Source organism: Microbacterium sp. NPDC056057, from assembly GCF_042266945.1.
Lineage (GTDB): Bacteria > Actinomycetota > Actinomycetes > Actinomycetales > Microbacteriaceae > Microbacterium > Microbacterium trichothecenolyticum_C.
Genome location: NZ_JBHJWS010000002.1, coordinates 569,299 through 595,109, shown reverse-complemented (window position 1 = coordinate 595,109; position 25,811 = coordinate 569,299). Strand labels below are relative to the sequence as shown.

Annotated in this window: 22 protein-coding genes and 1 pseudogene; 19 read left to right on the top strand and 4 right to left on the bottom strand. The window is 70.8% G+C overall.

Going from position 1 to position 25,811, the window contains the following annotated elements; translation table 11 throughout:
• Nucleotides 1-56 precede the first annotated feature (56 nt).
• From ACFC1K_RS10505 to ACFC1K_RS10480, 6 genes are all read left to right on the top strand, one after another.
• On the top strand, nt 57-998 hold the full coding sequence (locus ACFC1K_RS10505) for a carbohydrate ABC transporter permease (protein ID WP_375871569.1): 942 nt from the start codon (nt 57-59) through the stop codon (nt 996-998).
• Between the two features lies 1 nt (nt 999).
• The gene (locus tag ACFC1K_RS10500) at nt 1,000-1,953 is read left to right on the top strand and encodes a carbohydrate ABC transporter permease (protein WP_375871568.1); all 954 of its coding nucleotides are present in this window, start codon (nt 1,000-1,002) and stop codon (nt 1,951-1,953) included.
• Nucleotides 1,950-2,900 carry a carbohydrate kinase gene (locus ACFC1K_RS10495; RefSeq protein WP_375871567.1) on the top strand — a complete coding sequence of 317 codons (951 nt, stop codon included), beginning with the start codon at nt 1,950-1,952 and terminating at the stop codon, nt 2,898-2,900. The genes ACFC1K_RS10500 and ACFC1K_RS10495 overlap by 4 nt, the downstream gene beginning before the upstream one ends.
• Before the next feature lie 89 nt (nt 2,901-2,989).
• Nucleotides 2,990-3,955: a family 43 glycosylhydrolase gene (locus ACFC1K_RS10490; RefSeq protein WP_375871566.1), complete on the top strand. Its 966-nt coding sequence runs from the start codon at nt 2,990-2,992 to the stop codon at nt 3,953-3,955.
• 85 nt (nt 3,956-4,040) lie between these two features.
• The gene (locus tag ACFC1K_RS10485; RefSeq protein WP_375871565.1) at nt 4,041-6,059 is read left to right on the top strand and encodes a glycoside hydrolase family 32 protein; all 2,019 of its coding nucleotides are present in this window, start codon (nt 4,041-4,043) and stop codon (nt 6,057-6,059) included.
• A gap of 229 nt (nt 6,060-6,288) precedes the next feature.
• The gene (locus tag ACFC1K_RS10480) at nt 6,289-7,050 is read left to right on the top strand and encodes a hypothetical protein (RefSeq protein ID WP_375871564.1); all 762 of its coding nucleotides are present in this window, start codon (nt 6,289-6,291) and stop codon (nt 7,048-7,050) included.
• 8 nt (nt 7,051-7,058) lie between these two features.
• On the opposite strand, the gene ACFC1K_RS10475 is transcribed toward ACFC1K_RS10480, so the two are convergent.
• Nucleotides 7,059-8,003, bottom strand: coding sequence for a Ppx/GppA phosphatase family protein (locus ACFC1K_RS10475; RefSeq protein ID WP_375871563.1), 945 nt, complete (start codon nt 8,001-8,003; stop codon nt 7,059-7,061).
• A gap of 84 nt (nt 8,004-8,087) precedes the next feature.
• Nucleotides 8,088-9,575 carry a heme peroxidase family protein gene (locus ACFC1K_RS10470; protein ID WP_375871562.1) on the bottom strand — a complete coding sequence of 496 codons (1,488 nt, stop codon included), beginning with the start codon at nt 9,573-9,575 and terminating at the stop codon, nt 8,088-8,090.
• 170 nt (nt 9,576-9,745) lie between these two features.
• Here ACFC1K_RS10470 and coaA point away from each other — a divergent pair, with 170 nt between their 5' ends.
• From coaA to ACFC1K_RS10425, 9 genes and pseudogenes are all read left to right on the top strand, one after another.
• Nucleotides 9,746-10,699, top strand: a complete 954-nt coding sequence (coaA, locus tag ACFC1K_RS10465; protein WP_310288544.1) for a type I pantothenate kinase — start codon at nt 9,746-9,748, stop codon at nt 10,697-10,699.
• 92 nt (nt 10,700-10,791) lie between these two features.
• Nucleotides 10,792-12,642 (top strand): glutamine--fructose-6-phosphate transaminase (isomerizing), encoded by a 1,851-nt coding sequence (glmS, locus tag ACFC1K_RS10460; protein WP_310288546.1) that lies wholly within the window; start codon nt 10,792-10,794, stop codon nt 12,640-12,642.
• A gap of 94 nt (nt 12,643-12,736) precedes the next feature.
• A pseudogene (locus ACFC1K_RS10455) lies at nt 12,737-13,090 on the top strand (holo-ACP synthase); the annotation flags it as partial.
• A gap of 104 nt (nt 13,091-13,194) precedes the next feature.
• Nucleotides 13,195-14,319, top strand: a complete 1,125-nt coding sequence (gene alr / locus ACFC1K_RS10450) for an alanine racemase (protein ID WP_375871561.1) — start codon at nt 13,195-13,197, stop codon at nt 14,317-14,319.
• 104 nt (nt 14,320-14,423) lie between these two features.
• Nucleotides 14,424-14,891: a tRNA (adenosine(37)-N6)-threonylcarbamoyltransferase complex ATPase subunit type 1 TsaE gene (gene tsaE / locus ACFC1K_RS10445; RefSeq protein ID WP_375871818.1), complete on the top strand. Its 468-nt coding sequence runs from the start codon at nt 14,424-14,426 to the stop codon at nt 14,889-14,891.
• Nucleotides 14,888-15,547, top strand: coding sequence for a tRNA (adenosine(37)-N6)-threonylcarbamoyltransferase complex dimerization subunit type 1 TsaB (tsaB, locus tag ACFC1K_RS10440; RefSeq protein WP_375871560.1), 660 nt, complete (start codon nt 14,888-14,890; stop codon nt 15,545-15,547). The genes tsaE and tsaB overlap by 4 nt, the downstream gene beginning before the upstream one ends.
• The gene (rimI, locus tag ACFC1K_RS10435) at nt 15,544-16,047 is read left to right on the top strand and encodes a ribosomal protein S18-alanine N-acetyltransferase (protein ID WP_375871559.1); all 504 of its coding nucleotides are present in this window, start codon (nt 15,544-15,546) and stop codon (nt 16,045-16,047) included. Before tsaB ends, rimI begins: the two co-directional genes overlap by 4 nt.
• Complete coding sequence (gene tsaD / locus ACFC1K_RS10430; RefSeq protein WP_157549738.1) at nt 16,044-17,111, top strand: tRNA (adenosine(37)-N6)-threonylcarbamoyltransferase complex transferase subunit TsaD; 1,068 nt, start codon at nt 16,044-16,046, stop codon at nt 17,109-17,111. Before rimI ends, tsaD begins: the two co-directional genes overlap by 4 nt.
• A 254-nt stretch (nt 17,112-17,365) precedes the next feature.
• Nucleotides 17,366-17,782, top strand: coding sequence for a hypothetical protein (locus tag ACFC1K_RS10425; protein ID WP_375871558.1), 417 nt, complete (start codon nt 17,366-17,368; stop codon nt 17,780-17,782).
• A gap of 6 nt (nt 17,783-17,788) precedes the next feature.
• Here ACFC1K_RS10425 and ACFC1K_RS10420 read toward each other — a convergent pair whose 3' ends face one another.
• Nucleotides 17,789-18,976, bottom strand: a complete 1,188-nt coding sequence (locus ACFC1K_RS10420; protein ID WP_375871557.1) for an SAM-dependent methyltransferase — start codon at nt 18,974-18,976, stop codon at nt 17,789-17,791.
• Nucleotides 18,977-19,160: 184 nt separating this feature from the next.
• Between ACFC1K_RS10420 and ACFC1K_RS10415 the strand changes: the two genes are divergently transcribed.
• The 4 genes from ACFC1K_RS10415 to ACFC1K_RS10400 all read left to right on the top strand — a co-directional run bounded on the left by ACFC1K_RS10415 (nt 19,161) and on the right by ACFC1K_RS10400 (nt 24,419).
• Complete coding sequence (locus tag ACFC1K_RS10415; RefSeq protein WP_375871556.1) at nt 19,161-20,390, top strand: hypothetical protein; 1,230 nt, start codon at nt 19,161-19,163, stop codon at nt 20,388-20,390.
• A gap of 122 nt (nt 20,391-20,512) precedes the next feature.
• Nucleotides 20,513-20,749 (top strand): hypothetical protein, encoded by a 237-nt coding sequence (locus ACFC1K_RS10410; RefSeq protein WP_375871555.1) that lies wholly within the window; start codon nt 20,513-20,515, stop codon nt 20,747-20,749.
• 104 nt (nt 20,750-20,853) lie between these two features.
• Nucleotides 20,854-22,794 carry a dynamin family protein gene (locus tag ACFC1K_RS10405; protein WP_375871554.1) on the top strand — a complete coding sequence of 647 codons (1,941 nt, stop codon included), beginning with the start codon at nt 20,854-20,856 and terminating at the stop codon, nt 22,792-22,794.
• On the top strand, nt 22,791-24,419 hold the full coding sequence (locus ACFC1K_RS10400; protein ID WP_375871553.1) for a dynamin family protein: 1,629 nt from the start codon (nt 22,791-22,793) through the stop codon (nt 24,417-24,419). The genes ACFC1K_RS10405 and ACFC1K_RS10400 overlap by 4 nt, the downstream gene beginning before the upstream one ends.
• A 467-nt stretch (nt 24,420-24,886) precedes the next feature.
• Here ACFC1K_RS10400 and ACFC1K_RS10395 read toward each other — a convergent pair whose 3' ends face one another.
• The gene (locus tag ACFC1K_RS10395; protein ID WP_375871552.1) at nt 24,887-25,741 is read right to left on the bottom strand and encodes an IniB N-terminal domain-containing protein; all 855 of its coding nucleotides are present in this window, start codon (nt 25,739-25,741) and stop codon (nt 24,887-24,889) included.
• Nucleotides 25,742-25,811: the final 70 nt, after the last annotated feature.

Genomic DNA, 25,811 nt, shown 5'->3' with positions numbered 1-25,811 from the left:
CACCGTGCCGGCGAGGGCCTCGAGCCCTCGCCGGCGCACTTCCCGAGAGACCTGTCATGACTGTCACTCCTCCGACGGTCGCCGCCGAAGAGCCTCGGCGCGCCTACCGTCGCTTCCGCTCCATCAAGGGTCGCGAGACCTGGGCAGGACTGGGGATGATCGCCCCTGCGGCCGTCCTCCTCGTGCTGTTCCTCGTGATCCCCGTGATCCTCGCCTTCGCGCTGTCGTTCACGAACGCGCGTCTCATCTCGCCGAACCCGCCTCGGTTCGTCGGCTTCGACAACTTCATCCGCGCCTTCACGGCCGACCCGGTGTTCGTGCAGTCGGTCGGCAACACCGCGGTGTTCGCACTCGTCGTGGTCCCGGTGCAGGCGGCGCTCGGACTGCTCCTCGCGGTGCTCGTCAACCGGCGCATGCGCGGCGTGACCGCCTTCCGCGTGATCTTCTTCGTCCCCGTCGTGACCTCGATCGTCGTGGTCTCGATCCTGTGGAAGTTCATGTACCAGAAGGACGGCCTCATCAACGCCATGTTCGATGCGCTCACCTTCGGGGCGTGGTCGAACGTCGACTGGCTGAACGACCCGAAGACTGCGCTCGGCGCGATCATCGTGCTGTCGATCTGGCAGGCCGTCGGGTTCCACATGATCATCTGGCTCGCGGGTCTGCAGACGATCCCCGAGGAGCTCTACGAAGCCGCCAAGATGGACGGCGCGAGCCCGTGGCGCCAGTTCACGAACGTGACGTGGCCGGGCCTCAGACCCACCATGGTGTTCGTCCTCGTCACGATCACCATCGCCGCCCTCGGACTGTTCGTGCAGGTCGACGTCATGACCCAGGGCGGCCCGGTGAACTCGACCTCGACCATCGTGTTCCACGCCGTGCGCAAGGGCTACGAGCAGCAGGAGATCGGCTACGCCGCGGCGATCTCGCTGATCTTCTTCGTCGCGGTCCTCGCCATCGCGCTCATCCAGCGCCGGCTCACGCGAGAGAAGGACTGACATGACCGCCACCCAGACTCTGACGACGGCACCTGCCGACTCGCGCCGTGCCGCCCGCCCGGCTCCGGCTCGCAGCGAGAAGGCGCAGCGCATCAGGGGCAAGGTGTTCCTCTACATCGCCCTGTCGCTGTTCGGGATCATGTTCCTGTTCCCGCTGGTGTTCATGTTCGTGTCGAGCCTCAAGCCCGACAGCCAGATCCTGCAGGACATCGACTCGCCCGCGGCCTTCCTCCCGGTGGGCGACATCAGCCTCGACAACTATTTCGGGGTGTTCGACCGCGTGCCTGTCGCGCGGTTCCTGTTCAACTCGGTGCTCGTGACGGTGCTCACGGTGGGGCTCGGGCTCATCGTGAACTCGATGGCGGGCTTCGCGCTCTCCCGGCTGGCGTGGAAGGGCCGGATCGTCGTGCTCGCGCTGATCATCGCGACGCTGATCGTCCCGTTCGAGACGATCGCGGTGCCGATGGTCTACTGGGTCGCCCAGCTTCCGACGCTCGTGATGGAGGGAGGCGTGCTGAAGTACGACTTCGGATGGCTGAACACGTACGAGGTGCAGATCGTCCCGTTCATCGCGAACGCGTTCTCGATCTTCCTGTTCACGCAGTACTTCTCGACCATCCCGAAGTCGCTCGACGAGGCGGCCCGCATCGACGGCGCGAGCTGGTTCACGATCTACCGGCGCATCCTCGTGCCGCTGTCGGGTCCGGCCTTCGCGACCGTGGCGATCCTCACCTTCCTGCCGGCGTGGAACCAGTACCTCTGGCCCCTCATGGTGGTGCAGAAGGAGGAGCTGCGGCCGGTCATGGTCGGCATGCAGTACTTCTTCCAGCTGAACACCGCGTGGGGCGAGGTGATGGCCTACACCTCGCTCATCACGATCCCGGTGCTCATCGTCTTCCTGGTGTTCCAGCGGGCGTTCGTCAGCAGCATCGCGGCGAGCGGGGTGAAGGGATGACGGATGGGATGCTGCGCCTCGTGGTCGTCGGCGAAGCCCTCGTCGACATCGTCCATCGCGCGGATGGCCGTGTCGAAGAGACGCCCGGCGGCAGCCCCGCCAACACCGCGCTGACGCTGGGACGGCTGGGACGGCGCCCGACGCTGATCACCTGCCTGGCGGAGGACGACCGGGGCGGCCGTGTGCGACGGTGGCTCGGGGAGTCGGACGTCGAGGTGGTGGCCGTCGCGTCGGCGCGCACGTCGACGGCCGCCGCCCACCTCGATGCGAGCGGTGCCGCCACGTACGACTTCGACCTCGAGTGGGACCTCGGGGCGGACACCGCCCGCCTCGAGGAACTCGCGGGCGCTGCCGACGTCGTGCACGTCGGCTCCGTCGCCGCGGTGCTCGAACCCGGCGCCGGGCATGTTGCCGCACTCGTGCGATCGGTGCGGGGGCGGGCGATCGTGACCTACGACCCCAACATCCGTCCGTCGCTCGTCGACGACCCGGCTCGCGTCCGTCAGCGCGTCGCCGAGCTGGTCGAGGTCGCCGACGTCGTGAAGGCGAGCGACGAAGACCTCCGGTGGCTCCACCCCGGACAGGATCTTGTCGAGGTCGCCCGAGAATGGGTCACGCACGGGCCCCGCCTCGTCGTGGTCACGCTCGGCTCGGACGGTGCGATCGGCGTGACCGCCGATGGCGACGTCACCGTGCCCGCCGTCTCGACCCAGGTGGTCGATACGGTCGGCGCCGGCGACACGTTCATGGGCGTGCTCATCGACAGCATCGTCGGCAGCGACGGTCTGCGGGCGTCGCTCGCGACCGCGGGTGGCAGCATCCCGTCGTCTGCAGTCGAATCGCTCCTGCAGAGATCCGCCCGCGCCGCGGCGATCACCGTGTCGCGGCCGGGCGCCGATCCTCCCCGTCGTGACGAACTCGCCGCACCGGCGAGTTCGTCACGGTAAGCGGGCCCACCTCACACTTGCACCCCGCCCGCCGGGCGGAGGGCACACCATCGCGCGATCTCACGCGCACGACTCTTGAAGGAACTCTCGTGTTCGACCTCCCCGATTCCTGGGTATGGGACTACTGGTTCGCCGACGACGGCGAGCGCTACCACCTCTTCTTCCTCTACGCCTCGCGGGCGCTCCACGACCCGGAAGCCCGCCACTACCGCGCCTCGATCGGGCACGCGGTCTCGACGGACCTCGTCGAGTGGACGCAGGTAGCGGATGCGCTGGTGCGCAGCGACGCCCCCGCTTTCGACGAGCTCGCCACCTGGACGGGATCGGTGGTGCGCCACCCGGACGGAACGTGGTTCATGTTCTACACCGGCGCCACTCTCGCTCCGGGCGGTCAGAACATCCAGCGGATCGGCTACGCCACCTCGCCCGACCTCTTCACGTGGACGAAGGCCGGCGGGCCGGTGCTCGAGGCGAAGGGGCCCTGGTACGAGAAGCTCTCGAGCGGCGCGTGGCACGACGAGGCCTTCCGGGACCCGTGGGTGTTCGCCGATCCGGACGGGAACGGCTGGCACATGCTGATCACGGCCCGTTCCCCCGAGGGACCGGCGGACGGGCGCGGCGTCATCGGGCACGCCTGGTCGGCGGACCTGCGCACATGGGAGCTGCGCGAACCGCTCAGCGCGCCCAGTGCCGAGGGTTTCGGGCAGCTCGAGGTTCTGCAGGCAGAGATCGTCGACGGGCGTCCGGTGGTGATCTTCTCGTGTATGAAGGAGCAGAGCACCGACTCCCGGCGCGCCGAAGCCGCCGGCACCTGGGCGGTTCCGGCGGAGAGCCTCCTCGGACCGTTCGACATCGACGCCGCGTATCCGCTGACCGGCGAGGACTTGTACGTCGGGCGCCTGCTGCAGCGACGGTCGGACGGTCAATGGCTGCTGTTCGCGTTCCGCAACATCGGCGAGGACGGACGGTTCGTGGGTGGGGTCACCGACCCGATGCCGGTGCAGTGGGACGGCGGGCGGCTCGTCCGCCGTGAGGCGGTGGGTGTCTCCGCCTGACCCTCGGGGCCGGGGCTTCGCGGACGAGCCCCGGCCGGCCCGCCTCCCGGCGGACTGCGTCCGCGCCGACAGAAGGATGACGATGATGTCAGTTTCGAAGCGACGCTCCGTGCGTCTGGCGGCCGGCGCGCTGGCCGTGATCGCGGTGGGGGCGGGGGGAGCTGTCGTGGCAGGCGTCGGCGATGACGCCATCGCCGCCGATTCCGCCGACGACTACCGCGCGCAGTACCACTTCACGGTGCCCGACCACTGGAAGAACGACCCCCAGCGGCCGGTCTTCGTGGACGGCAAGTTCCACTACTACTACCTCTACAACAGCGACTACGACGCGGATCCCGCTGCCAACTTCGGAACGGAATGGCGGCTCGCGACATCGTACGACGGCGTCGTCTTCGCCGATCAGGGCGTCGCCGCGCCCAAGAAGACGAACGCGAACTACGACCTCTGGTCGGGGTCGACGGTGGTCGACGAAGCGAACACCGCAGGGTTCGGCGCCGGCGCCGTCGTGATGCTCGTGACGCAGATGGACCATCCGACACCGGCGCAGCAGGCGAACGCCTCGGGGCTCCAGGCGCAGTTCCTCTGGTACTCGACGGACGGCGGCCGCAACTTCCGGCCGTACGGCGAACAGCCCGTCATCCCGAACGGCGGGCGCGCGGACTTCCGCGACCCGAAGGTCGTGTGGGATGCCGAGCGCGGCCGCTGGCTCGCACTGATCGCCGAGCGCGACCGGGTGAGCTTCTACACGTCGCCGGATCTGAAGACGTGGTCTCGCACCTGGGAGTACGTGAACCCCGGCATCGGCACGATCGAGTGCCCGGACCTCTTCCGGATCCGCGCCGACGACGGCACCGTGAAGTGGGTGTTCGGCGTCAGCGCGAACGGGTACGCCACCGGGGAGCCGGCGACGTTCGCGTACTGGACGGGCGCGTTCGACGGCACGTCCTTCGCCTTCGATTCGAGCGCTCCGCAGTGGCTCGATCACGGGTTCGACTGGTATGGGGCGGTCACGTGGGAGGATCCCGCCGCGCCGCTGGACCGCCGGTACGCCGTGGGCTGGATGAACAACTGGGACTACGCGCATTCCACCCCGACGTGGACGGCTGACGGCTTCAACGGCACGGACTCGATCACCCGCCAGATCCGCCTCAAGAGGTACGGCTCGACGTTCAGCCTGGTGTCGCAGCCGGCGGCGGCCCTCGCCGACATCGCGACGGCTCGAACGCCGCTCGGCGACGTGGCCGTGGACGGATTCCTTCCGCTCGCCTACGAGGGCGACGCGTATCAGATCGAAGCCGATGTGACATGGGAGACCGCGACGAACATCGGCCTGCAGCTGCGACGCTCCGCCGACGGCACGCGTCACGCCGATGTCGGCGTGACCGGCGCGTACGCCTACCTCAATCGCGGCCAGACCGGCCACCCGGCCGGAACCTGGAAGACCGAGAGCCGCACGCCCTTCGCCGGCGGCGCCGGCACGGTGCATCTGCGCATCCTGGTCGACCGCACGACGATCGAGGTCTTCGTCGACGACGGGAGATACGTGCACTCGAGCCAGGTGTTCGCGCCGCCGGGTGACGACGGCGTCGCGCTGTACACGTCCGGCGGCACGGCCGTGTTCCACGATCTGACGATCACCGAGTTCGGCAGCGTCGTGCAGCGGCCGGCCCGGGTGATCGCCGATTTCGAGGGCGCCACGTGGGGTCAGGGGTGGACGGCGACGGGCAGCTTCATCGGCGCAGGACCGAGCGCGGCCGACCTGCGCGGACGAGTCGGTGCGCGGGCAGCCGACACGTTCGCGGGCGGGGGAGATGCGGCCACCGGCACGATCACCTCGGCGGCGTTCACGATCGACAGGAACTTCCTGCACTTCCTCATCGGCGGCGGGGATCACGCGCTGGGCGTGGAACCCGCCACCTCGGTGCAGCTGCTCGTCGACGGGCAGCCGGTCCGGACCGCGACCGGCGCGGACTCGGCGGACCTGCGGCACGTGCAGTGGGACCTCCGCGACCTCGCCGGGCGCACGGCGCAGTTCCAGATCCTGGATGACGCGACCGGACAGTTGGGTCATCTCATGGTCGACCAGGTCGTCCTCGCGGACTGACGGGAGCGCGGGGACGACGCATTCTCGAGTCGACTTGAGATATGAGACTCCTAGTCTCTAGTCTGGAATGCGTGCACGAGTCGGGGGGCTCATGCACGACGATCTTGCCGGCGGCCCCATGCCGTTGCGTTCGATCTAGTCGGTGCCGGGTTCTGGGGACCCGGCACCGCGAGTTTCTGCGGAGGCGAAGGGGCCTACCGGACAGCGCGTCGAGGACGATAATCGAGTGGTGGAGCAACCCGAATCCCGATCGCGGCGGCCTGCCGGCGAAACGCGCGCACTCATGCTCGCGGTCGCGGTCGACCGCGTCAAAGAGGAAGGTCTGCTGCTCGATTACGCCAACATCGAGCTCGAGGACCTGATCCGAACGGCCGGCGTGCCGCGCTCGACCGTCTTCCGCATCTGGCCGGACCGCGTGGCGTTCGTCGCCGATCTGGTCCGCGCCCTGTTCGAAGCGGACCCGGGCTTCGACAAGGGGTTCGACGGCGAGACGCTCCGCCGCCTCGAGGAGGCGGTGGCCGGCGACCCCCAGGTGATGAGCACACCCGAGGGGCGGCAGGTCGCGCTCCGCGAGGCGCTGCGGATCACCGTGTCGCACAACATGACCGCCGTCGAGCACACCGTGGCGTTCCGGGCCTACCGGGCGATGTCGGCGGCGCTCTCCAGCGGCGACGCCGTGCCGGGCGGGGCTGAGGTCCGTGCACTGCTGTCGGAGATCGAGGACCGCTACCTGACCCACATGGCCGAGACGTACCGCGGGCTCAACGCCGCCTTCGGCCTCCGCATGCGTGAGGGCGTCGACGAGCGCGACCTCGCCGTCGCCATCATGGCGATGGTCGACGGCATGAGCGACCACCGCCGCATCAACCCGGCGATGGTCGACGCGCCCCGCGTCACCGCCCTCGGCCCCGAGGGCCCGCGCGACTGGCACCTCGCCGGCATCGCGGTCTACGGCATCTACACCGCGTACACCGAGGCGGTCGAGGAGTAGCGCAGCGCTCAGACGCTCGGCGCGCTCCAGCTGAGCGACTCGATGTAGCGCAGCAGCACGCCCTCCCGCAGGGCCCATGGCGAGACCTCGAGCTCGTCCACGTCCATCGCGCGCATCGCCTCGTGCAGCACGACGGCGCCGGCGACGATCTGGAACGTCCGGTCCGGCGTGATGCCGGGAAGCTCCTGACGCGCCGACGCGGGGATGCGCGCCAGGCGCGGGATCCACGAGCCGAGGGACGCGCGGGGGAGCAGCATCCGTTCGATGCCCGACCAGCCCGGAACCGGATAGCCGACCAGCTTCGCGAGCGAGCGGATCGCCTTCGACGAGCCGACGACGTGGTCGGGCTTCGCGAGGGAGCCGAACGACGCCGCGACCGGGGCGAGGGTGGCGCGCGCGTGGTCGCGCAGCTTCTCGACGGCCGCCTCACCCGGCGGGTCATCGGGAAGGAACTGCACCGTCATTCGTCCCGCACCGAGGGGGACGGATGCTGCCTGCTCGGGCAGCTCGTCGGCTCCGGCCGCGATCTCGAGCGAGCCGCCACCGATGTCGAACAGCAGGATCTGCCCGGCCGCCCACCCGAACCAGCGCCGCACCGCGAGGAACGTGTACCGTGCCTCGGTCTCGCCGCCCAGCACCTGGAGCGGCTGGCCCAGCGCCTCTTCGATGAGGGCGATGACCTCCGGGCCGTTCCTGGCCTCGCGGACAGCACTCGTCGCGGTGGCCAGCAGTTCGTCGACCGACTCGGCCGACGCGATCTTGCGCGCTTCGGTCACCGCGGCGACGAGCGCCGTGACGCCCTCCTCGGTGATGGAGCCGTCGGGCGCGAGGTAGCGCATCAGCCGCAGCACCGTGCGCTGACTCGTCGTGGCGAGCGGCCGGCCGCCGGGGCGGACGTCGGCGACCAGCAGGTGGACGGTGTTCGAGCCGATGTCGAGAACTCCGAGGCGCACGCAAGAAGAGTAGCGGCACGACCGGACACACGGATGCCTCGACCCGGCCGGAGCGGCCAGGCCGAGGCATCCGTGTCCCGTCTTCTACGCCACGCCGGCGTAGCGGAGCAGGTCGATCATGAGGAAGTCGTCGCCCGTGCGACCGGGGTCGATCGTCGGGAGGGACGGCTGCCAGTCGGGATCCTGCGCGAGGTACGAGGCGCGGTCGCCCTGCAGAAGGCCGAGGAACACCTCGGCGACGATCCGCGCCCCGACCGGGCCGAGGCGCTCGCCGTCTTCGACGATGTCGGCTTCGCGGAGGATGTAGAACCACAGCGGCGTGCGGTCGTCCATGCCGTACTGCTGCAGGTCGTCGAGGTCGCGCCGCGCGAGCTCGGGCAGGTTCATCGCCCGGGCGACCCGCTGCCCCGACGGCAGCGAGAACGTCAGGTGCCGCAGCAGGTTGCGCTGCGCGAGCGACGCGGGATTCGTGGCGGCGTCCGGGCGGGCGACGACCGAACCCGGCAGCGCGAAGAGCGCCGACGAGAGGGTCGTGTCGATCTTCTTGTTCGGACGCACGTTGCCGTCGCCGAAGTCGAAGAACGTGGGCCAGTCGATGAAGCGGCGCGGGGCGCGGCATCCGCCCGACAGGTCGTCGGGATCGCCCGCAGGACCGCCGGCCGGAGTGAAGATCATGCCGAAGAACGGCGTGCCGCCCGGATTGCCGGTGAAGTTCGCCCGGTACGACGGACGGATCTGGCTGTGACCGAACCGGTACGCCGCGACCGAGAACTCGACAGGGATGAACGGCTCGTTGTGCCAGGCGTAGTACTTGCGACCCTTCTGGAGCACGTCGTCGACGACGGTCGAACCGCAGAGCTTGCGGAGGAACTGCTGCACGACGATCCACTGGTAGTGCCAGCGGACGATGCGCTGCGTCTCGGCGAACAGCTCGCCCGGCGCGGTGATCCCGAGGTCGGTGCGGACGTGCTCGGCGACGGCGTTGTGGAACCGCAGCATCGCGGTCTGCAGCTGCGAGACGATGAGGTTCTCGTCGTTGCGGGGGTCGCCGATCAGGGCGACGCCCTGCGCGTTGCGGGGGAGGTCCGACTTGCCCGGCGTGCCGCACTCCTCGACGAGCATCGTGACGCCGTGGCCCGCCTGCTGGTCGTAGAGGAACGGTGACGCGTTCGGGCCAGACCCGTACACGTTGTCGAGGCCGAGGCTCGGGGTGCGGAAGTTCGAGATGTACTCGGGATCCGCCTGGCGCTCGAGACTCGACGTCGGATCGAACGTGATGTCGTGGTCGATGAACTGCCCGAGGAACGTGTCACCCGCGACGTGCGTCGTGCTGTTGCGGTTGCCGTGCGACAGGGCGGGATCGACGATGAGCTGCACGGGCCCGGCGGCGAGATCGTCGCGGGCGTCCATGATCCCCTCCGGCTTCCCGATATCGAGCAGCGCCGCGCGCACCTCCGGGGTGTCGGCGGCGAACGGCGGCAGCTTGCCGAACATGCGGCCGAAGCGTCCCGAGTCGTAGTACTTCGACCGGGGCGGCACGATGTCGACCGGATACGAGCCGTGGCGGGTCATGATCATCTCCTTCGAACGGACTCCCCCTGCGCGCGGACGCGCACTCTGGGAGAGCGGTCTCCGCCGTCGTGAGATACATCGTCACGTGGATGCTGCGCCCCGGCGCCCGCGCGCCGTGCCTGTGGACGCGGCATCCGTCATCTCCCGCACCAGCGGTTACGATGGGCGCGATGTCCGCCGACGAAGCGACCGCTGTCGCCCCCGCACTCTCGCTGTACCGCGAGATCGACCGCGCCGAGTGGGCGCGTCTGGCGTCAGGCATGACGCAGCCGCTCTCCGAGACCGAGATCGTGCAGATCCGCGGACTCGGGGACCGCCTCGACATGGCCGAGGTCGCGCAGGTCTACCTCCCGCTGTCGCGCCTGCTGTCGCTGTACGCGGAGTCGACGAAGCGCCTGGGCGCGGAGGAGTCCGGGTTCCTCGGCGAGGCGGACTCCACCACCCCCTTCATCGTCGGGGTCGCGGGTTCGGTCGCCGTGGGCAAGTCGACGATCGCGCGCCTGCTGCGTGAGCTGACCTCGCGCTGGCCGGGAACCCCCCGCGTCGAGCTGATCACGACCGACGGCTTCCTCTACCCGAACGCCGAGCTCGAGCGCCGCGGCCTGATGGAGCGCAAGGGATTCCCCGAGTCGTACGACCGCCGCGCCCTCGTGTCGTTCCTCACCGAGGTGAAGAGCGGCGCCCCCGAGGTGAAGGCGCCGTTCTACTCGCACATGCGGTACGACATCGTGCCCGACGCGGTCGTCACCGTGCGCCGCCCCGACATCGTCATCGTCGAGGGCCTCAACGTGCTGCAGCCGCCGCCCACCCCGAACGACGTCGCCGTCAGCGACCTGTTCGACTTCTCCATCTACGTCGACGCGGATGCCTCCCACATCGCGCAGTGGTACGTCGACCGCTTCCTCGCTCTGCGCCGGGCCGCGTTCAGCAACCCGAAGTCGTTCTTCAACGTGTTCGCGCAGCTGTCGGACGAGGAGGCCGTGGAGCGCGCGCTCGGCTTCTGGAACTCGATCAACCTCCCGAACCTCGAGGAGAACGTGCTCCCGACGCGCCACCGCGCGAACCTCGTGCTGCAGAAGGCGGCCGACCACACCGTGGAGACGGTGCTCCTGCGCAAGCTCTGACACCCTGGGGTGCAGCATCCGTTTTCCACCGTGAACGGGGAGTCCGGATTCGTAAGGGTTCCTAGCGAAACCCGCCGCCTACCATTGAGCGCATGTGTGGAATCGTCGGATACGTGGGCCCGCGGCAGAGCCAGGCCGTCCTGATCTCAGGACTTTCGCGCCTCGAGTACCGCGGCTATGACTCTGCGGGCATCGCCGTGATCGACGGCGACGGCGGACTGGGCATGCGCAAGCGCGCCGGCAAGCTGAAGGTGCTGCGCGACGACCTCGCCGCCCACCCGCTCGCCGACGGCACGACCGGCATCGGCCACACCCGCTGGGCGACGCACGGCGGGCCGACCGACGGCAACGCGCACCCGCACCTCGCCGACGACGACAAGCTCGCCGTGATCCACAACGGCATCATCGAGAACTTCTCCGAGCTGAAGGATGAGCTTCTCGCCGACGGGTTCACCTTCCGCAGCGAGACCGACACCGAGGTGGCCGCTGTGCTCCTCGGCCGCGAGTACCGCCGCGCCGGCGACCTCGAAGAGGCCTTCCGTGCCGTCGTCTCGCGCCTCGAGGGCGCCTTCACGCTGCTCGCGATGCACGAGGACCAGCCGGGCCTCGTCGTCGGCGCCCGCCGCAACTCACCGCTCGTGATCGGCCTCGGCGAGGGGGAGAACTTCCTCGGGTCGGACGTCGCAGCCTTCGTCGAGCACACCCGCAACGCCCTCGCGATCGGCCAGGACCAGATCGTCGCCATCACCCCCGACGCCGTCACCGTCACCGACTTCTCCGGCAACCCGGTCGAGGTCGAGCCGTTCGAGGTGACGTGGGATGCCTCCGCCGCCGAGAAGGGCGGCTGGTCGTCGTTCATGGCGAAGGAGATCTCGGAGGAGCCCGAGGCCGTCGCCAACACGCTGCGCGGGCGAGTCCGTGACGGCGAGGTCGTGATCCCCGAGCTCGACGGACTCGACGAGCTGTTCGCCGGCGTCTCGCGCATCATCGTGATCGCGTGCGGCACCGCGGCATACGCCGGCCAGGTCGGCAAGTACGCGATCGAGCAGTGGACCCGCATCCCCGTCGACGTCGAGCTCGCCCACGAGTTCCGCTACCGCGACCCGGTGATCGGCCCCGACACCCTCGTCGTCTCGATCAGCCAGTCGGGCGAGACCATGGACACGCTCATGGCCGTCAAGTACGCCCGCGAGCACGGCGCGAAGACGCTGTCGGTCTGCAACACCCAGGGCGCGACGATCCCGCGCGAGTCCGACGCGATCGTCTACACGCACGCCGGCCCCGAGGTCGCGGTCGCGTCGACCAAGGCGTTCGTCGCGCAAATCACGGCGCTGTACCTCATGGCCCTGCACATCGGTCGCGTCCGCGGCGCGATCACGGCGGAGGCCGCGGCCGATCACGTGCGCGAGCTCGAGGCCGTTCCCGGCAAGATCGCGCAGATCCTCGAGCGCGAGCAGCCGCGCATCGAGCAGTTCGCGCACTGGATGGCCGACACGCGTTCGGTGCTGTTCCTCGGCCGCCACGTCGGCTACCCGATCGCCCTCGAGGGTGCGCTCAAGCTCAAGGAGCTCGCCTACATCCACGCCGAGGGCTTCGCCGCCGGCGAGCTCAAGCACGGACCGATCGCGCTCATCGAGCCTGGCCAGCCCGTGTTCGTCGTGGTTCCGTCGCCTCGCAAGTCGTCCGAGATGCACAAGAAGGTCATCTCGAGCATCGAGGAGATCCGCGCCCGCGGCGCCCGCGTCATCGCGATCGCCGAAGAGGGTGACGCGGCCGTGCTGCCCAAGGCCGACGAGGTGCTCCGCATCCCGCTCGCCGGCCCGTTCTTCGAGCCGCTCCTCGCCGTCGTGCCGCTGCACATCTTCGCGATGGGTCTCGCCACGGCCAAGGGTCTCGACGTCGACCAGCCCCGCAACCTCGCGAAGTCGGTCACGGTCGAGTAGCAGCATCCGTTCCGCGTGCTACGCGACAGGCGGCGGTGGTGCGGCCGCGCGATAGTCTGACGGATGCTGCGGCTGCAGCACGCAGGAGGACCACATGATCGTCGGTATCGGCGTCGACCTCGTCGACATCCCTCGGTTCGAGCGGACGATCGAACGCACCCCGCAACTGCTGCCGCGCCTCTTCTCGGAGGCCGAGCAGCGGCTCAAGCCGCACTCGCAGGCCGCGCGGTACGCCGCCAAAGAGGCGCTCATCAAGGCGCTCGGCGGCTCCGACGGGGTGCACTGGACCGAGATCGAGATCGCGTCCGAGGCATCCGGTCGTCCCGTGTTCTCGCTGTGCGGATCGACGGCCGCGGTCGTCGCGGAGCGCGGCATCACGGCGCTGCACCTGTCGCTCTCGCACGACGCGGGACTCGCGACCGCGTACGTCATCGCAGAGGCGGTGCCCGGCGCGCCGAACCAGGGGATTCTTCGCGAGACCCAGGACGACGCCCTCGGTCTCGGCGCGGATCCCCGGTCTCGCGAAACCGGCGGGCGCGAGGGGGCCGACGCGTGAGCCGCCTGCCCGCCGGAGTCCTGCGCGAGGCCCTCGTCGACGTCGGCGCGATCGAGGACAATGTGCGGCACCTCCGCCGGCTCACGGGCTCCGAGATCATCGCGGTCGTGAAGGCCGACGGATACGGGCACGGCGCGGTGCGATCGGCGCTGGCGGCACTCGCCGGCGGCGCGTCGCGGCTCGGCGTCTCCGACATCACCGAGGCGCTGGCCCTGCGCCGCGCCGGCATCGACGCGCCGATCGTCGCGTGGCTGCACGCGCCGGGCGCCGACTTCGCCGAAGCCGCCGCGTTGGGGATCGAACTCGGCATCTCGAGCCTCGAGCAGCTGCAGAAGGCGGCGGCCGCGGCATCCGCCGATCGACCCGTCGGGGTGCACCTGAAGCTCGAGACCGGACTCTCGCGCAACGGCATCGCGCCCGAGGACTACCGCGTGGTCTTCGCCGAGGCCGCGCGCCTCGAGCGGATCGGCCGCGTCCGCGTCATCGCGCTGTTCAGCCACCTCTCGAACGCGTCGACCGAAGACGACCGCGCGGCGCTGCGCGCCTTCGAAGACGGCGTCGCCGCTGCCGCCTCGTTCGGTCTCGCGCCGCCGCTGCGGCACATCGCGGCGACGCACGCCGCGATCGACCTTCCCGAATCGCGCCTCGGCTGCGTGCGCATCGGCATCGGCCTCTACGGACTCTCTCCGTTCGACGACCGCACGTCCGCGGATCTCGGCCTGCGCCCCGCGATGACCCTGCGCGGCGCGGTCGCCGCCGTGCGCCGCGTGCCCGCGGGCAAAGGTGTGTCGTACGGCTACGACTACCGCGCCGAGCGCGACACGACCCTCGCGCTGGTGCCCCTCGGCTACGCCGACGGCGTGCCGCGTCAGGCGTCGGGTGCCGGGCCCGTCGTGATCGGCGGACGGCGGTTCACCGTCGCTGGCCGCATCGCGATGGACCAGTTCGTCGTCGACGTGGGCGATGCGCAGGTTTCGGTCGGCGACACGGCGGTGCTGTTCGGAGACCCGACCCTCGGGGCGCCGTCGGCGACCGAGTGGGCGGAGGCCGCGGGCACCATCAACTACGAGATCGTCACGCGCATCGGACCCCGCGTGCCCCGCCGGCAGGTGTCGGAGTGAGCGGGAACGCAGACGACGCCCCCGTTGTTGCACCGGGCGTGGACACCACGGCACAAGGTTTGGACGCACTCGTCGGCACGCGCGAGATCACCTCGCCCGACGCGATGGAGGCACTCGGCGAAGAGATGGGACGGATGCTGCGCCCCGGCGACATGGTGGTGCTCACCGGTCCGCTCGGCGCCGGCAAGACCACCGTCACCCGCGGCATCGGCCGCGGGCTCGACGTGCGCGGACCCATCCAGAGCCCGACGTTCGTGCTCGCCCGGACGCACCCGTCGCTCTCGGGCGGAGCGCCGCTCGTTCACGTGGACGCGTACCGCCTGGGCTCGGCTGCCGAGCTCGACGACCTCGACATCGACTTCGACGGATCCGTCGTGATCGTGGAGTGGGGCCGAGGCCTGGTCGACGGACTCCGCGAGCAGTGGTGGGAGGTCGAGCTCGAGCGCGAGTGGCACGGCCGCGGCGTCGACAACGCCTGCGGCACGATCGCCCACGAGGCCGACCTCGACGCCGACACCCCCCGCCTGGTGAAGATCACCCGGCACGGGGCGCCGACTACCCTGGAAGGGTGATCCTCGGCATCGACACGTCGCTCGGCTCCGCGGTGGCGGTGGTCGAGCCGGACGGCGTGATCCGCTCCCAGGTCGAGAGCGCAGACCCGCGCGGCCACGCCGAGGTCATCGGCACGCTGATCGAACGGGCGCTGGCGGAGGCATCCATCTCCCCGTCCGATGTCACGCATGTCGCCGCGGGTATGGGACCCGGCCCGTTCACCGGGCTGCGCGTGGGCATCGCCGCAGCGCGCACCTTCGCCCTCGGGCGCGGCGTGCCGGTCGTTCCGGTCCCGAGCCACGACGCGGTCGCCCTCGAACTGCTTCTGCACGACGCGCTCACCGGTGGATACGAGGATGCCGGCGATGAGACGTTCGCCGTCGTCACCGACGCGCGTCGCCGCGAGTTCGCGTACACGCTGTACCGCGGGATCGACGACGACGGGCTGCCGATCCGCGTGGCGGAGCCCGCGCTGACGCCCCGCGACGAGCTCGACGACGTGCTCGCGGACGCCGCGGCCGCACGCCGCGACGCCGACCGCATCCCCGCGGCCATGCTCGCGCTCGCCGCGGCCCGCGCGCTCGCCGCCGGGCGCACGATCGGCCCCGCCGACGCGCTCTACCTGCGATCGCCCGACGTGACGCTCCCGCACGCTCCGAAGCGGGTGGGTTCGTGACCCTCCGCCCCGCGACCGGCGAAGACCTCGCCGCCATCATGACGCTCGAGCGGACGTCGTTCCCGACCGACGCGTGGTCCGAGGCCATGATGCGCGAAGAGCTCGCCTCGCCGCACGGGTGGTACGTCGTCGACGACGAGGCCGGCCGCCTCGTCGGGTACGCGGGACTCCGCGCCGTCGCCGGAGCGCGGGATGCCGACGTCCAGACCATCGCGATCGCCGAGGTGTCGCGGGGCCACGGCCGCGGTCGCGCGATGCTGCGGGCGCTGCTCGAGGAGGCCGCCCGCCGCGGCGTGACGGACGTCTTCCTCGAGGTGCGCGCCGACAACCCCGTCGCTCAGGCGCTGTACGTGTCGGAGGGCTTCGCCGAGATCGGCCGCAAGCCCCGGTACTACCAGCCCGACGACGTCGACGCCGTGGTGATGAAGCTCGATCTGCGCGGGTGGGCCCGCGCTTCGACAGGCTCAGCGACCGGATTCGACGGAGGGGTGTGCACGTGAACCGCGCCGAACCGCTGGTGCTGGGCATCGAGACGAGCTGCGACGAGACCGGGATCGGGATCGTGCGCGGTCGCACCCTGCTGTCGAACACGATCGCGAGCTCGATGGACGAGCACGCCCGCTACGGCGGCGTCGTGCCCGAGGTCGCCGCGCGCGCGCACCTCGAGGCGCTGCAGCCGTCGATCGAAGCGGCGCTCGCCGAGTCGGGCGTCGCGCTCGCCGACCTCGACGCCGTCGCCGTCACGTCGGGGCCGGGGCTCGCCGGTGCACTGATGGTCGGCGTGGGCGCCGCCAAGGCGCTGTCGGTCTCGCTCGAGAAGCCGCTCTACGCCGTGAACCACCTCGTCGGGCACATCGCCGCCGACATCCTCGACGCCGACGCGCCGCCGCTCGAGTACCCGACCGTCGCGCTGCTCGTCTCGGGCGGGCACACCTCACTGCTCCTGGTCCGCGACCTCACCACCGACGTCGAGCTGCTCGGCGAGACGATGGACGACGCCGCCGGCGAGGCGTTCGACAAGGTCGCGCGGCTGCTCGGGCTGCCGTACCCTGGTGGTCCCGAGATCGACCGGGCCGCAGCATCCGGTGATCCGAAGGCGATCCCGTTCCCCCGCGGGCTGTCGCGCGCGTCGGACATGGCGAAGCACCGCTACGACTTCTCGTTCTCGGGGCTCAAGACGGCGGTCGCCCGCTGGGTCGAGCAGCGGGAGGCTGCGGGCGAGCCGGTACCCGTGGCGGATGTCGCTGCGAGCTTCCGTGAGGCCGTGGTCGACGTGCTCGTCACCAAGGCCCTCGCAGCCTGCCGCGACCACGGCGTGCCGCGCCTGCTGCTGGGCGGCGGGGTCATCGCCAACCGCCGGCTGCGCGACGTCGCCCTCGAGCGCGGCGCCGCCGAAGGGGTCACCGTGCGCATCCCGCCGCTGTCGCTGTGCACCGACAACGGCGCCATGATCGCGGCGCTGACCTCCGAGCTCATCATGTCGGGCCGCGCGCCCTCGACCCTCGAGTTCGGCGCCGATTCGACCCTTCCGGTCACGGAGATCCAGGTCGCGGAGTCGGCATGACGGACGAACGGATGCCGCAGCCCGGCGACCCCGGGAAGCCCGAGGTCGTCAGGCCCGGGACTGATCAGGCCGATCTCGAATCGACGCCTGCGGACGCGGCAGGCGTTTCGACTGCGGGCGCCAGAGCGCCCTCCGCTCAACGAGCGGGAACTTCGGATGGAGTGGATGGACCCGACGCCTCGGCGACTTCGGGGGCCGCAGCGTCTGTTCCGCCTGAGGCTCCGGCTCAGCCGGCCGGGCCGACGGTGACGTCCGTGTCACCCGACGTCGACCTCGCGCAGGACGCGTCGCCGCTGCCGGGGGCTCACCGCGGAGGGTTCCTCCGGCTGCCGACGGCGCCGGTCGCCGTCACGGTGGAGACCGCACCGGCAGAGCCGGGCGGCGAGTTCACGCCCGACGCCACGTCGTGGACGACGTCGGACTCGGCGTTCCACCGCGGGCTCGCGGGCTGGTCGCTCGGGTTCGCGATCCTCGGGCTCCTGGTGTCGATGTTCGTCGGCTGGGGCTTCCCGATCGGGCTCGTCGCGGTCGTGTCCGCGATCATCGCCCTGCGCCGCCCGCTCGAGAGCCGCGCGGTGGCCGTCTGGGCGATCGTGCTCGGCACGCTGTCGATCCTCTACAGCGCCGGCTGGCTCCTCTACGCCGCGGCGCGCGCCAACATCATCGGCTGATCCGCGTCAGACGCGGTCGGCGAGGATCGCGGTCCGGCGGGCGCCGATCCGCGTGAGGAGGAGGGTCGCGGCCGCCGAGCCGCGGAGCTTCAGGCGGGTGCGGAGGGTGGCGGGGTCGACGTCCACGCCCCGCTTCTTGATCTCGAGGCGGCCGATGTCGCGCTCGCGCAGCGCCTTGCCGAGCGCCTTCTCGTCCGCGGGCAGCACCTCCCGCACGCGGAACGTCGAGACGAACGGCGACGTGAGGGCGGCGTCGGAGGTGAGGTAGGCGATGTGCTCGTCGAGCATCCCCGCCTCGAGGGTGCGTGCGACGTCGCCGATCAGGCGCGCGCGGATGACGGCGCCGTCGGGCTCGTGCAGGAAGGCGCCGAGTTCGCGGGCGGGTTCGTCCGCAGCATCCGTCTCCGCCGTCATCTCGTGAGCCTGGTCGCCGCGGATGACGAGCGCGGCGCGGCGCACGCCGGGGCGCGCGAGCGCGCCCGACCACAGCACGAGCTCGACCGTGGAGCCGTCCGCGCTCACCCACTGCGCCTCGACGTGGTCGGGGATGAGGTCGCGGTCGAGGCCGGGGCCGAGCTTCACGCCGACGGGCATGCGACGCGCGAGGTCGAAGACCCAGTCGAGCGAGGGCGACCAGTCCTCCGGGCGCGTGCGCGCGGTCTCGGAGTGCCCGGCGGTGCGGCGTGCCGGGTCGAGCCACGCGGCCTCGATGCCGTCGAGGTCTGTGTCCTCCGCGGTGCCGAGACGCACCTCCGCGTCCGCGCCGAACGGCGCGAGGTTGTAGGCGGCGATGCCGGCGGTCACCTCGTCGGCGTCGACCGCCGTCACGCGCAGGCCGAGCCCGGCGAGGCCGAGGGCGTCCCCGCCGATGCCGCAGCCGAGGTCGGCGACCCGTGTGAAGCCCGCGTCGCGGAACCGCGCCGCGTGGCGGGCCGCGATGCCGAGGCGCGTCGCCTGCTCGAGTCCGGCGCGGGTGAACAGCATCCGTTCCGCCAGATCGCCGAACTTCGCCCGCGCGCGCGTGCGGAGGCGTGCCTGGCCGACGACCGCCGAGACGAGGTCGGGGGAGTGGCCGTCGCGGCGCAGCCGCGTCACGGTGCGCGCGACGTCGTCGGAGGAGTCCACCGGCGGCATCGCGTCGAGCAGGCGCAGGCCCTCGGGTGTCAGGAGCGCTTCGAGTTCGGAGAGTTCCACCCGCCGAGCCTACGGCGCGGGCGCCCGCGCGGGCACCGCGGACCCCGCAGCTCCCCCCGGAATCCCCATCCGAATCCCCCTCTCATCGGGGGCAAGCCCCGGGAACACCCCCGATGTGCGGGTTCGCCCGCCTCGGGACACTCATCTGGAAGCGGTTTTTCGGCACTCTGAGAGAAGGAAGATCATGGCCGACGACAACAACAACCTGCTGGGGATCCAGACCGTCACGGACGACATCCTGTCGAACAACGATCTCCTCTCGAACAACGACAACTCGACCGACATCGGGGTCGGCATCTCCGACTCGTTCAACGACAACTCGGACAACAGCGACAACTCGGACAACTCGGACAATTCCGACAACTCCGACAATTCCGACAACTCGGACAACTCCGACAACTCGGACAACTCCGACAATTCCGACAACTCGGACAACTCCGACAACTCCGACAACTCGGACAACTCCGACAACTCGGACAACTCCGACAATTCCGACAACTCGGACAACTCGACCCACATCGACGTCGACATCGAGGACGCCTTCAACGACAAGTCGGTCCACGACTCGGCCAACGACTTCTCGGTCAACGCCGGCGTGCGTCAGTACAACGTCGGCTTCGAGGACCTCAACATCATCGGCTCGACCGGTGACGGCGGCGGCGGTGGCGGCGCGGGCTTCGCGGCCCTCGACGACGGCGGCGGCGCGTTCAACCTGTCGATCGACAACCGCTCGACGAACGTCGACAACTCCGTCAACCAGAACATCACGACGGCGTCGGGTTCGGGCGGAGCGGCGTGGGCGATCGGCGCCGACGGCGGGTCCGGCACGGGCGGCCTGGGCACTGGGGGCTCAGGCGGCTCGGGCTCGGGCGCGGCCGGCGGTGCGGGCACGGGCGGTTCGGGCTCCGGCGGAACCGCGACGGCCACGGTCGGCCTCGGCGCGAACGCCGACGCCGCCGCGAACGGCACCGGCGGCTCGGGCTCGGGCGCCGCAGGAGGCGCCGGCACCGGCGCTGCCGGCGGCGCGGGCACGGGTGGTGCGGGATCGGGCGGCGCGGCCGGCGACACCGGCGCAGCCGGCGGCTGGGCGACCGGTGGCAACGTCACGCAGGTGTTCAGCAACGACAACGTCGTCGCCTCGGGCGACGGGTCGGCCGCGGCCGGCGGGGACGTCAACATCGACAACTCCTCGTTCGAGGTGAACGTCGGCGACGTCAACATCGGCAACACGACCGACTCGTACAACGACGACTACGACTACTCCGACAACTGGACGGTCGACGTCAGCGACGCCTTCAACGACAACTCGGTCGACAACTCTTGGGAAGACGACCACTCGGTGGACGTCGACGTCGAAGACGTGAACCTGCTCAGCCCCGGCGCTGACGCGAACGACTTCGATCTCGATCTCTGAGTCACACCCGAGCGACACGCCCGGCCGCCCCCACACCGGCGGCCGGGCACGTCGCACGCCGGGGGATGCCCCGGGAATCGGGCTCGGGCTAGAGTCGGAGCGGCGCGAGGGAGGTGCAGGTCATGTCGGACTGGCGGATCCCCGGTGACCCGACGCCCGACGACTCCGAGCCCACAGAGCCCGACGACTGGTCGAGCGCCGCGGACGCCGCGCCGGATCCGTTCGCGGATTCCGCGTTCGCGGACTCGACCGACCCGTTCTCTGCCGAGATCGCCGACGTCGACGCCTCGGAATGGGATGCCGACCTTCTCTGGGGGCCGGACACGCCGGCCGACGGCGGCGACGACCTTCCCTTCTGAGCGCACCGGATCGGCCGCAACCGCACCCGGTGCATCCCTCCGCTCCCTCTGCCAGCATGGGGGTGGGGAGGGGCGCTGACACACGCGACCCTGAGGAGGCCACGATGGCCGCGACTGCTGACCCCGCAGACCGCCCCGGCGCTCTCGCGCCCGCCGCCCACCGCACCTCCGACCTCATCGAGGTCGCCTCCGGCGTCGAGAAGATCGCGTCCGAGACCGGGCGGGCCGACCTGTTCCGCCGTCTCGAGCAGACCCGGGCGCGCCTGCTCGACCCGGATGTGCGTGTCATCATCGTCGGCGAGTTCAAGCAAGGCAAGAGCAAGCTCATCAACGCCCTGGTCAACGCCCCCGCCTGCCCCGTCGACGACGACATCGCGACGAGCGTGTCGACCTCCGTCGGCTACGCGGCGGAGCCGTCGGCATCCGTGCTCATCAGGGAGACGGATGCTGCGGACGCGGTCGAACGGCGCACCATCCCCCTCTCGTCCGTGGCCGAGTACGTCTCCGAACGCGGCAACCCGGGCAACGAACGCCGGATCGTGTCGGCGGAGGTGCTGCTGCCGCGCGAGATCCTCAAGGGAGGGCTCAAGCTCGTCGATTCGCCCGGTGTCGGCGGCCTCGAGTCGTTCAACGCCCTCAGCACGCTGTCGGCGCTGTCGACGGCGCACGCGGTGCTGCTCGTCTCGGATGCGTCGCAGGAGTACACCGAGCCCGAGATGCAGCTGCTCAAGCACGCGATGCGCATCTCGCCGAACGTCGCCGCGGTGCTCGCCAAGACCGACCTCTACCCGTCGTGGCGTGAGATCGAGTCGATCGACAAGGGGCACCTCGAGGGAATCGGCGATGTGCCGCTCTACTCGGTCTCCAGCGACCTGCGCCTGCTCGCCGCGGAGCTTCAGGACGGCACGCTCAACGACGAGTCGGGCTTCCCGGCGCTCGTCGCGCACCTCAGGCGCGACGTGCTCGCGCAGGCGGAGCTCATCCACGAGCGCAGCGCCGTGCACGATCTGACCTCGGTCGTCGAGCAGCTCGCCATGTCGCTGCGCACCGAGCTGAGCACGATCCTCAATCCCGAGGGCACGCCGCAGATGATCGCCCGGCTCGAGGAGGCGAAGGCGCGCGCCGACGAGTTCCGCAGCCGCTCGTCTCGATGGCAGGTGACTCTGACCGACGGTATCGCCGACCTCATCGCCGACATGGAGCACGACCTGCGCGATCGGCTGCGCAAGGTTCAGCGCGAGGCCGAGAACGCGATCGAGGACGGCGACCCCGGGCCCATCTGGGACCAGTTCTCGGAGTGGCTGAGCCAGCGCGTGGTCGCGGCGGTGTCGGAGACCTTCGTCTGGACCGACGAACGCTCGAAGTGGCTGTCGGAGGAGGTCGCGCAGCTCTTCGCCGAGGGTGAGCTCTCGCTGCCGCACATCGACGTGGGCGACACGCGGGGCGTGATGGATCCGGTCGAAGAGCTCGCCGGCCTCGACCCCGGACGCATGAACGCCGCCGAGCGCATCTACATCGGCGTGCGCGGCTCGTACGGCGGGGTGCTCATGGTGGGCCTGGCCACGGGCCTCGTCGGGCTGTCGCTCATCAACCCCTTCTCCCTGCTGGCGGGCGTGCTCGTCGGGCGCCGCGCCTACCGCGAAGACATGTCGGCGCGGCTGTCGCGCCGGCAGCACGAGGCGAAGACCCTCGTGCGCCGGTACATCGACGAAGTCAGCTTCCAGGTCGGCAAGCAGCTCAAGGACCGCCTGCGGCTCGTCCAGCGCGCGGGACGCGACCACTTCGGCGCCATCGCGGACGAGCTGCACCGGTCGCTGACCGACGCCCTCAACGCGGCGAAGCAGTCCGCGGTCACCTACACCTCGCAGCGCGACGAGCGCGTCGCCCAGCTGCGCGCACAGCTGGGGCGTCTCGAGACCTTCGGCAAGGCGATCCCTCCGCTGCCGAAGGGTGAGACGCGGGCGGTGGCTCCCGCGCCCCCGCGACCGGCCGTGACGCCCGCGGCCACGCCGCACGAGCCGCAGCCCGCGGCGGCCGACCGGTGAGCACGTCGATGCGGGAGGATGCACGGGCGCTCCTGGCCGAGGCACGCGACGCGTACGCCGACGATGCGACCGCGCTGAGCGTGCTCGACGAGCTCGACCGGCGTCTCGCCGAGCCCCTGCGGCTCGCGCTCGCCGGCATGGTCAAGGCGGGCAAGTCGACGCTCCTCAACGCGATGCTGGGCGAGCAGATCGCCCCCACCGACGCCGGCGAGTGCACGAAGGTCGTCACCTGGTACCGCTACTCGATGACGCCGACGATCACGCTGCACCTGCGGACCGGAGAGACCCGTCGGATGCCCGTGCGTCGCGATGACGGACGCCTCGTCCTGGACCTCGGCGACACCGCCGCGGAGGACGTCTCGTGGATCGACGTCGGATGGCCGTTGGATGCCTTGAAATCGGTGATCCTCATCGACACACCCGGCATCGCCTCGCTGTCGGCCTCGACCTCCGCGCGCGCGGCGACCTTCCTCGCGCCCGAGGAGTCCGCCTCCGGCGCGGACGCGGTCGTCTACCTCCTCCGCCATCTGCACCCGTCGGACGTGAAGTTCCTGGAGGCGTTCCGCGACACCGCCGCGGGCGCCGCACAGACGATCTGCGCCGTCGGCGTGCTGTCGCGCGCCGACGAGATCGGGTCGGGCCGCATCGACTCCCTCCTCTCAGCGGGGAAGGTGGCGCGGCGCTACGCGCGGGACAGTTCGCTCGCATCGCTGCTCCTGGGGGTGATCCCCGTCGCCGGGCTTCTCGCCGAGGGAGCGCGCACACTGCGCGAACGGGAATACGCCGCGTTCCGCAAGCTCGCCGCTCTCGAGCGGGCCGACCGGGAGCGGCTCCTGGTGTCGGCCGACCGGTTCGTCCGCGACACCGCCCTCACGACCCTCGGCGCCGACGAGCGCACCGCCCTGCTGGAGAGGTTCGGCATCTTCGGCGTGCGGCTGGCGACCGCGCTCATCCGGGGAGGGGCGCGTTCGTCGTCCGACCTGTCGCGCGAGCTGGTCGAGCAGAGCGGCCTCATCCCGCTGCAGCAGTTCGTCCGCGATCAGTTCCGCACCCGCGAGGCGACGCTCAAGGTCCGCGGTGTGCTCCTCGGGCTCGAGCGGCTCATCGACGAGCGCCCGGTCGCCGGTGCCGTCGTCATCCGCGCCGGCATCGAGAGGCTGTCGGCCGGCGCCCACGCCCTGCGCGAGCTCTCGCTGCTCGCGACGGCCCGCGCCGAAGGGCTCCCGCTCGCGGCGCCAGACGCGGCGCAGGCCGTCGCGATCATCGGCGGGGACGGCACGCCCGCGACCACCCGGTTGGGGCTCCCGGAGGACGCGGGAGCGGAGGCCGTGCGGCAGCGCGCCCTCGCCCAGCTCGACCACTGGCGGCGGCTGAGCGACTCCCCGCTCACCGACCGCGCCGCGGTCGCGGTGTGCCGCGTCGTGATCCGCAGCCTCGAGGCGATCGTGTCAGAAGTCCCCGAGGGTGGGGGCGTCCGCCCCGCGGCGGACGTCGTGACGCCGGGCGGACCAGGCGATCGCTCGGGGGAGCGCGCTGATGAGCAGAGCGAGCGCGACGAGTCCGCATTGTCCGGCGAGCACGGGAAAGAGCGGCTCGCCGCGCTCGCCGATCGCGACGACCTCTGACGCCAGCAGCACCACGATCACCTGCAGCAGCAGGGTGCCCAGCTGCCACCACCGCACGTGCGGCTTGCGGCTCATGAACGACACGAGCAGCGTGACCTGCGTCAGCAGCACCGCCACCAGCGTGCCGAAGACCGACCAGAAGATGATGTCGGCCGCCGACTCGTAGGTCTCGTCGCTCCGCCCCTCCGTGACGCCGCGCACCACGTCGGCCATCAGGGGCAGCTGCGTCTCGCGGATCACGAACATGTAGACGATCGCGAACGCGCCGACCGCGAAGCTCAGGATCCAGCAGAACTGGCTCAGCCTCACCGAGAACGGCGGCGTCAGCTTCACGATCACGGGCGCCGTGCTCGGTCGCGCGACAGGTGGGCGCTCCGGCGCGGGTCGCGCCGGGCCGGAGGCCGGTGGGGACGACGCCGCGGGCGCACCGGGCGGAGGAGTCGTCGGGTCGGTCACGGCCGGATTGCTCATTGATCCTCGAGCGGCTCGTCGGGATATGCCTCGGGCTCAGGCGGCGTCAGCGGCTCCGCGGCGTCGACGCCCGACGTGTCCGTCATGTCCGCCATGAGCGGTGCCGCGTCCTCCGCGGGTGCGGGCTCGGCGGGCGCCGGCGCTTCCGTCGCCGCGGCGGCAGCGGCATCCGCTGCCGTGTCCACCGCGTCGGTCACCTGCGACAGGCCGTCGTCGAGCACGGGATCCGCGAGGACGGATGCTGCGGCATCCGTGTCCGCCGCGTCCGGGTCCGCGACATCGGCGTCGACGGGCGCGTCGGCCTCGTCGTCGGCGTCGCCGGTCGTCGTGGTGTTGTGGCTGCCGGTGGTGTTGCCGACCGCGACGTCGCCGACGCCGATCGTCGTCTCGGACTCGTCGACCAGGACGTCGTCGCCCGCTGCCACGGATCCGTCGCCCGCGGCGACGACCGCGCTCTGGTCGAAGATCTGGGTGAGGTCGCCGCCCTGCGTCCAGATGTTCTGGTTCGTGGACTGGTCGACGATGGTCGAGCGTGCGTCGATCGTCGTGAACTGGTTGATGATGCGCGAGATCTCGCGGACCACCTCAGGATCGGTGCTGCGGGGCGTGGGGTCGGGGACGGACTCTCTGACGACTGTCTGGTGGCTCGCAGGCCGCGGCGCCACCGAGGGGTGGTCGACGATGACGGGCGCGACACTGCGTACGTCGGCGGCGCACGCGCCCTGGATCCCCCGTGCGGCCATCGCGCCGTCGGGGTCGTCGTTGAACTCCTCGACCGCGTTGGGATCGCGCAGCAGGCTCAGGATGAACGCGATCAGCGCATCCGCGACCGTCTCGATCGGCGTAGTCATGGTCCCCTCCAGCGTCGGGTGGTTGCGGTACAGGTGTCCGCAATACTGAACGTGTTGCTCACGGTATTCA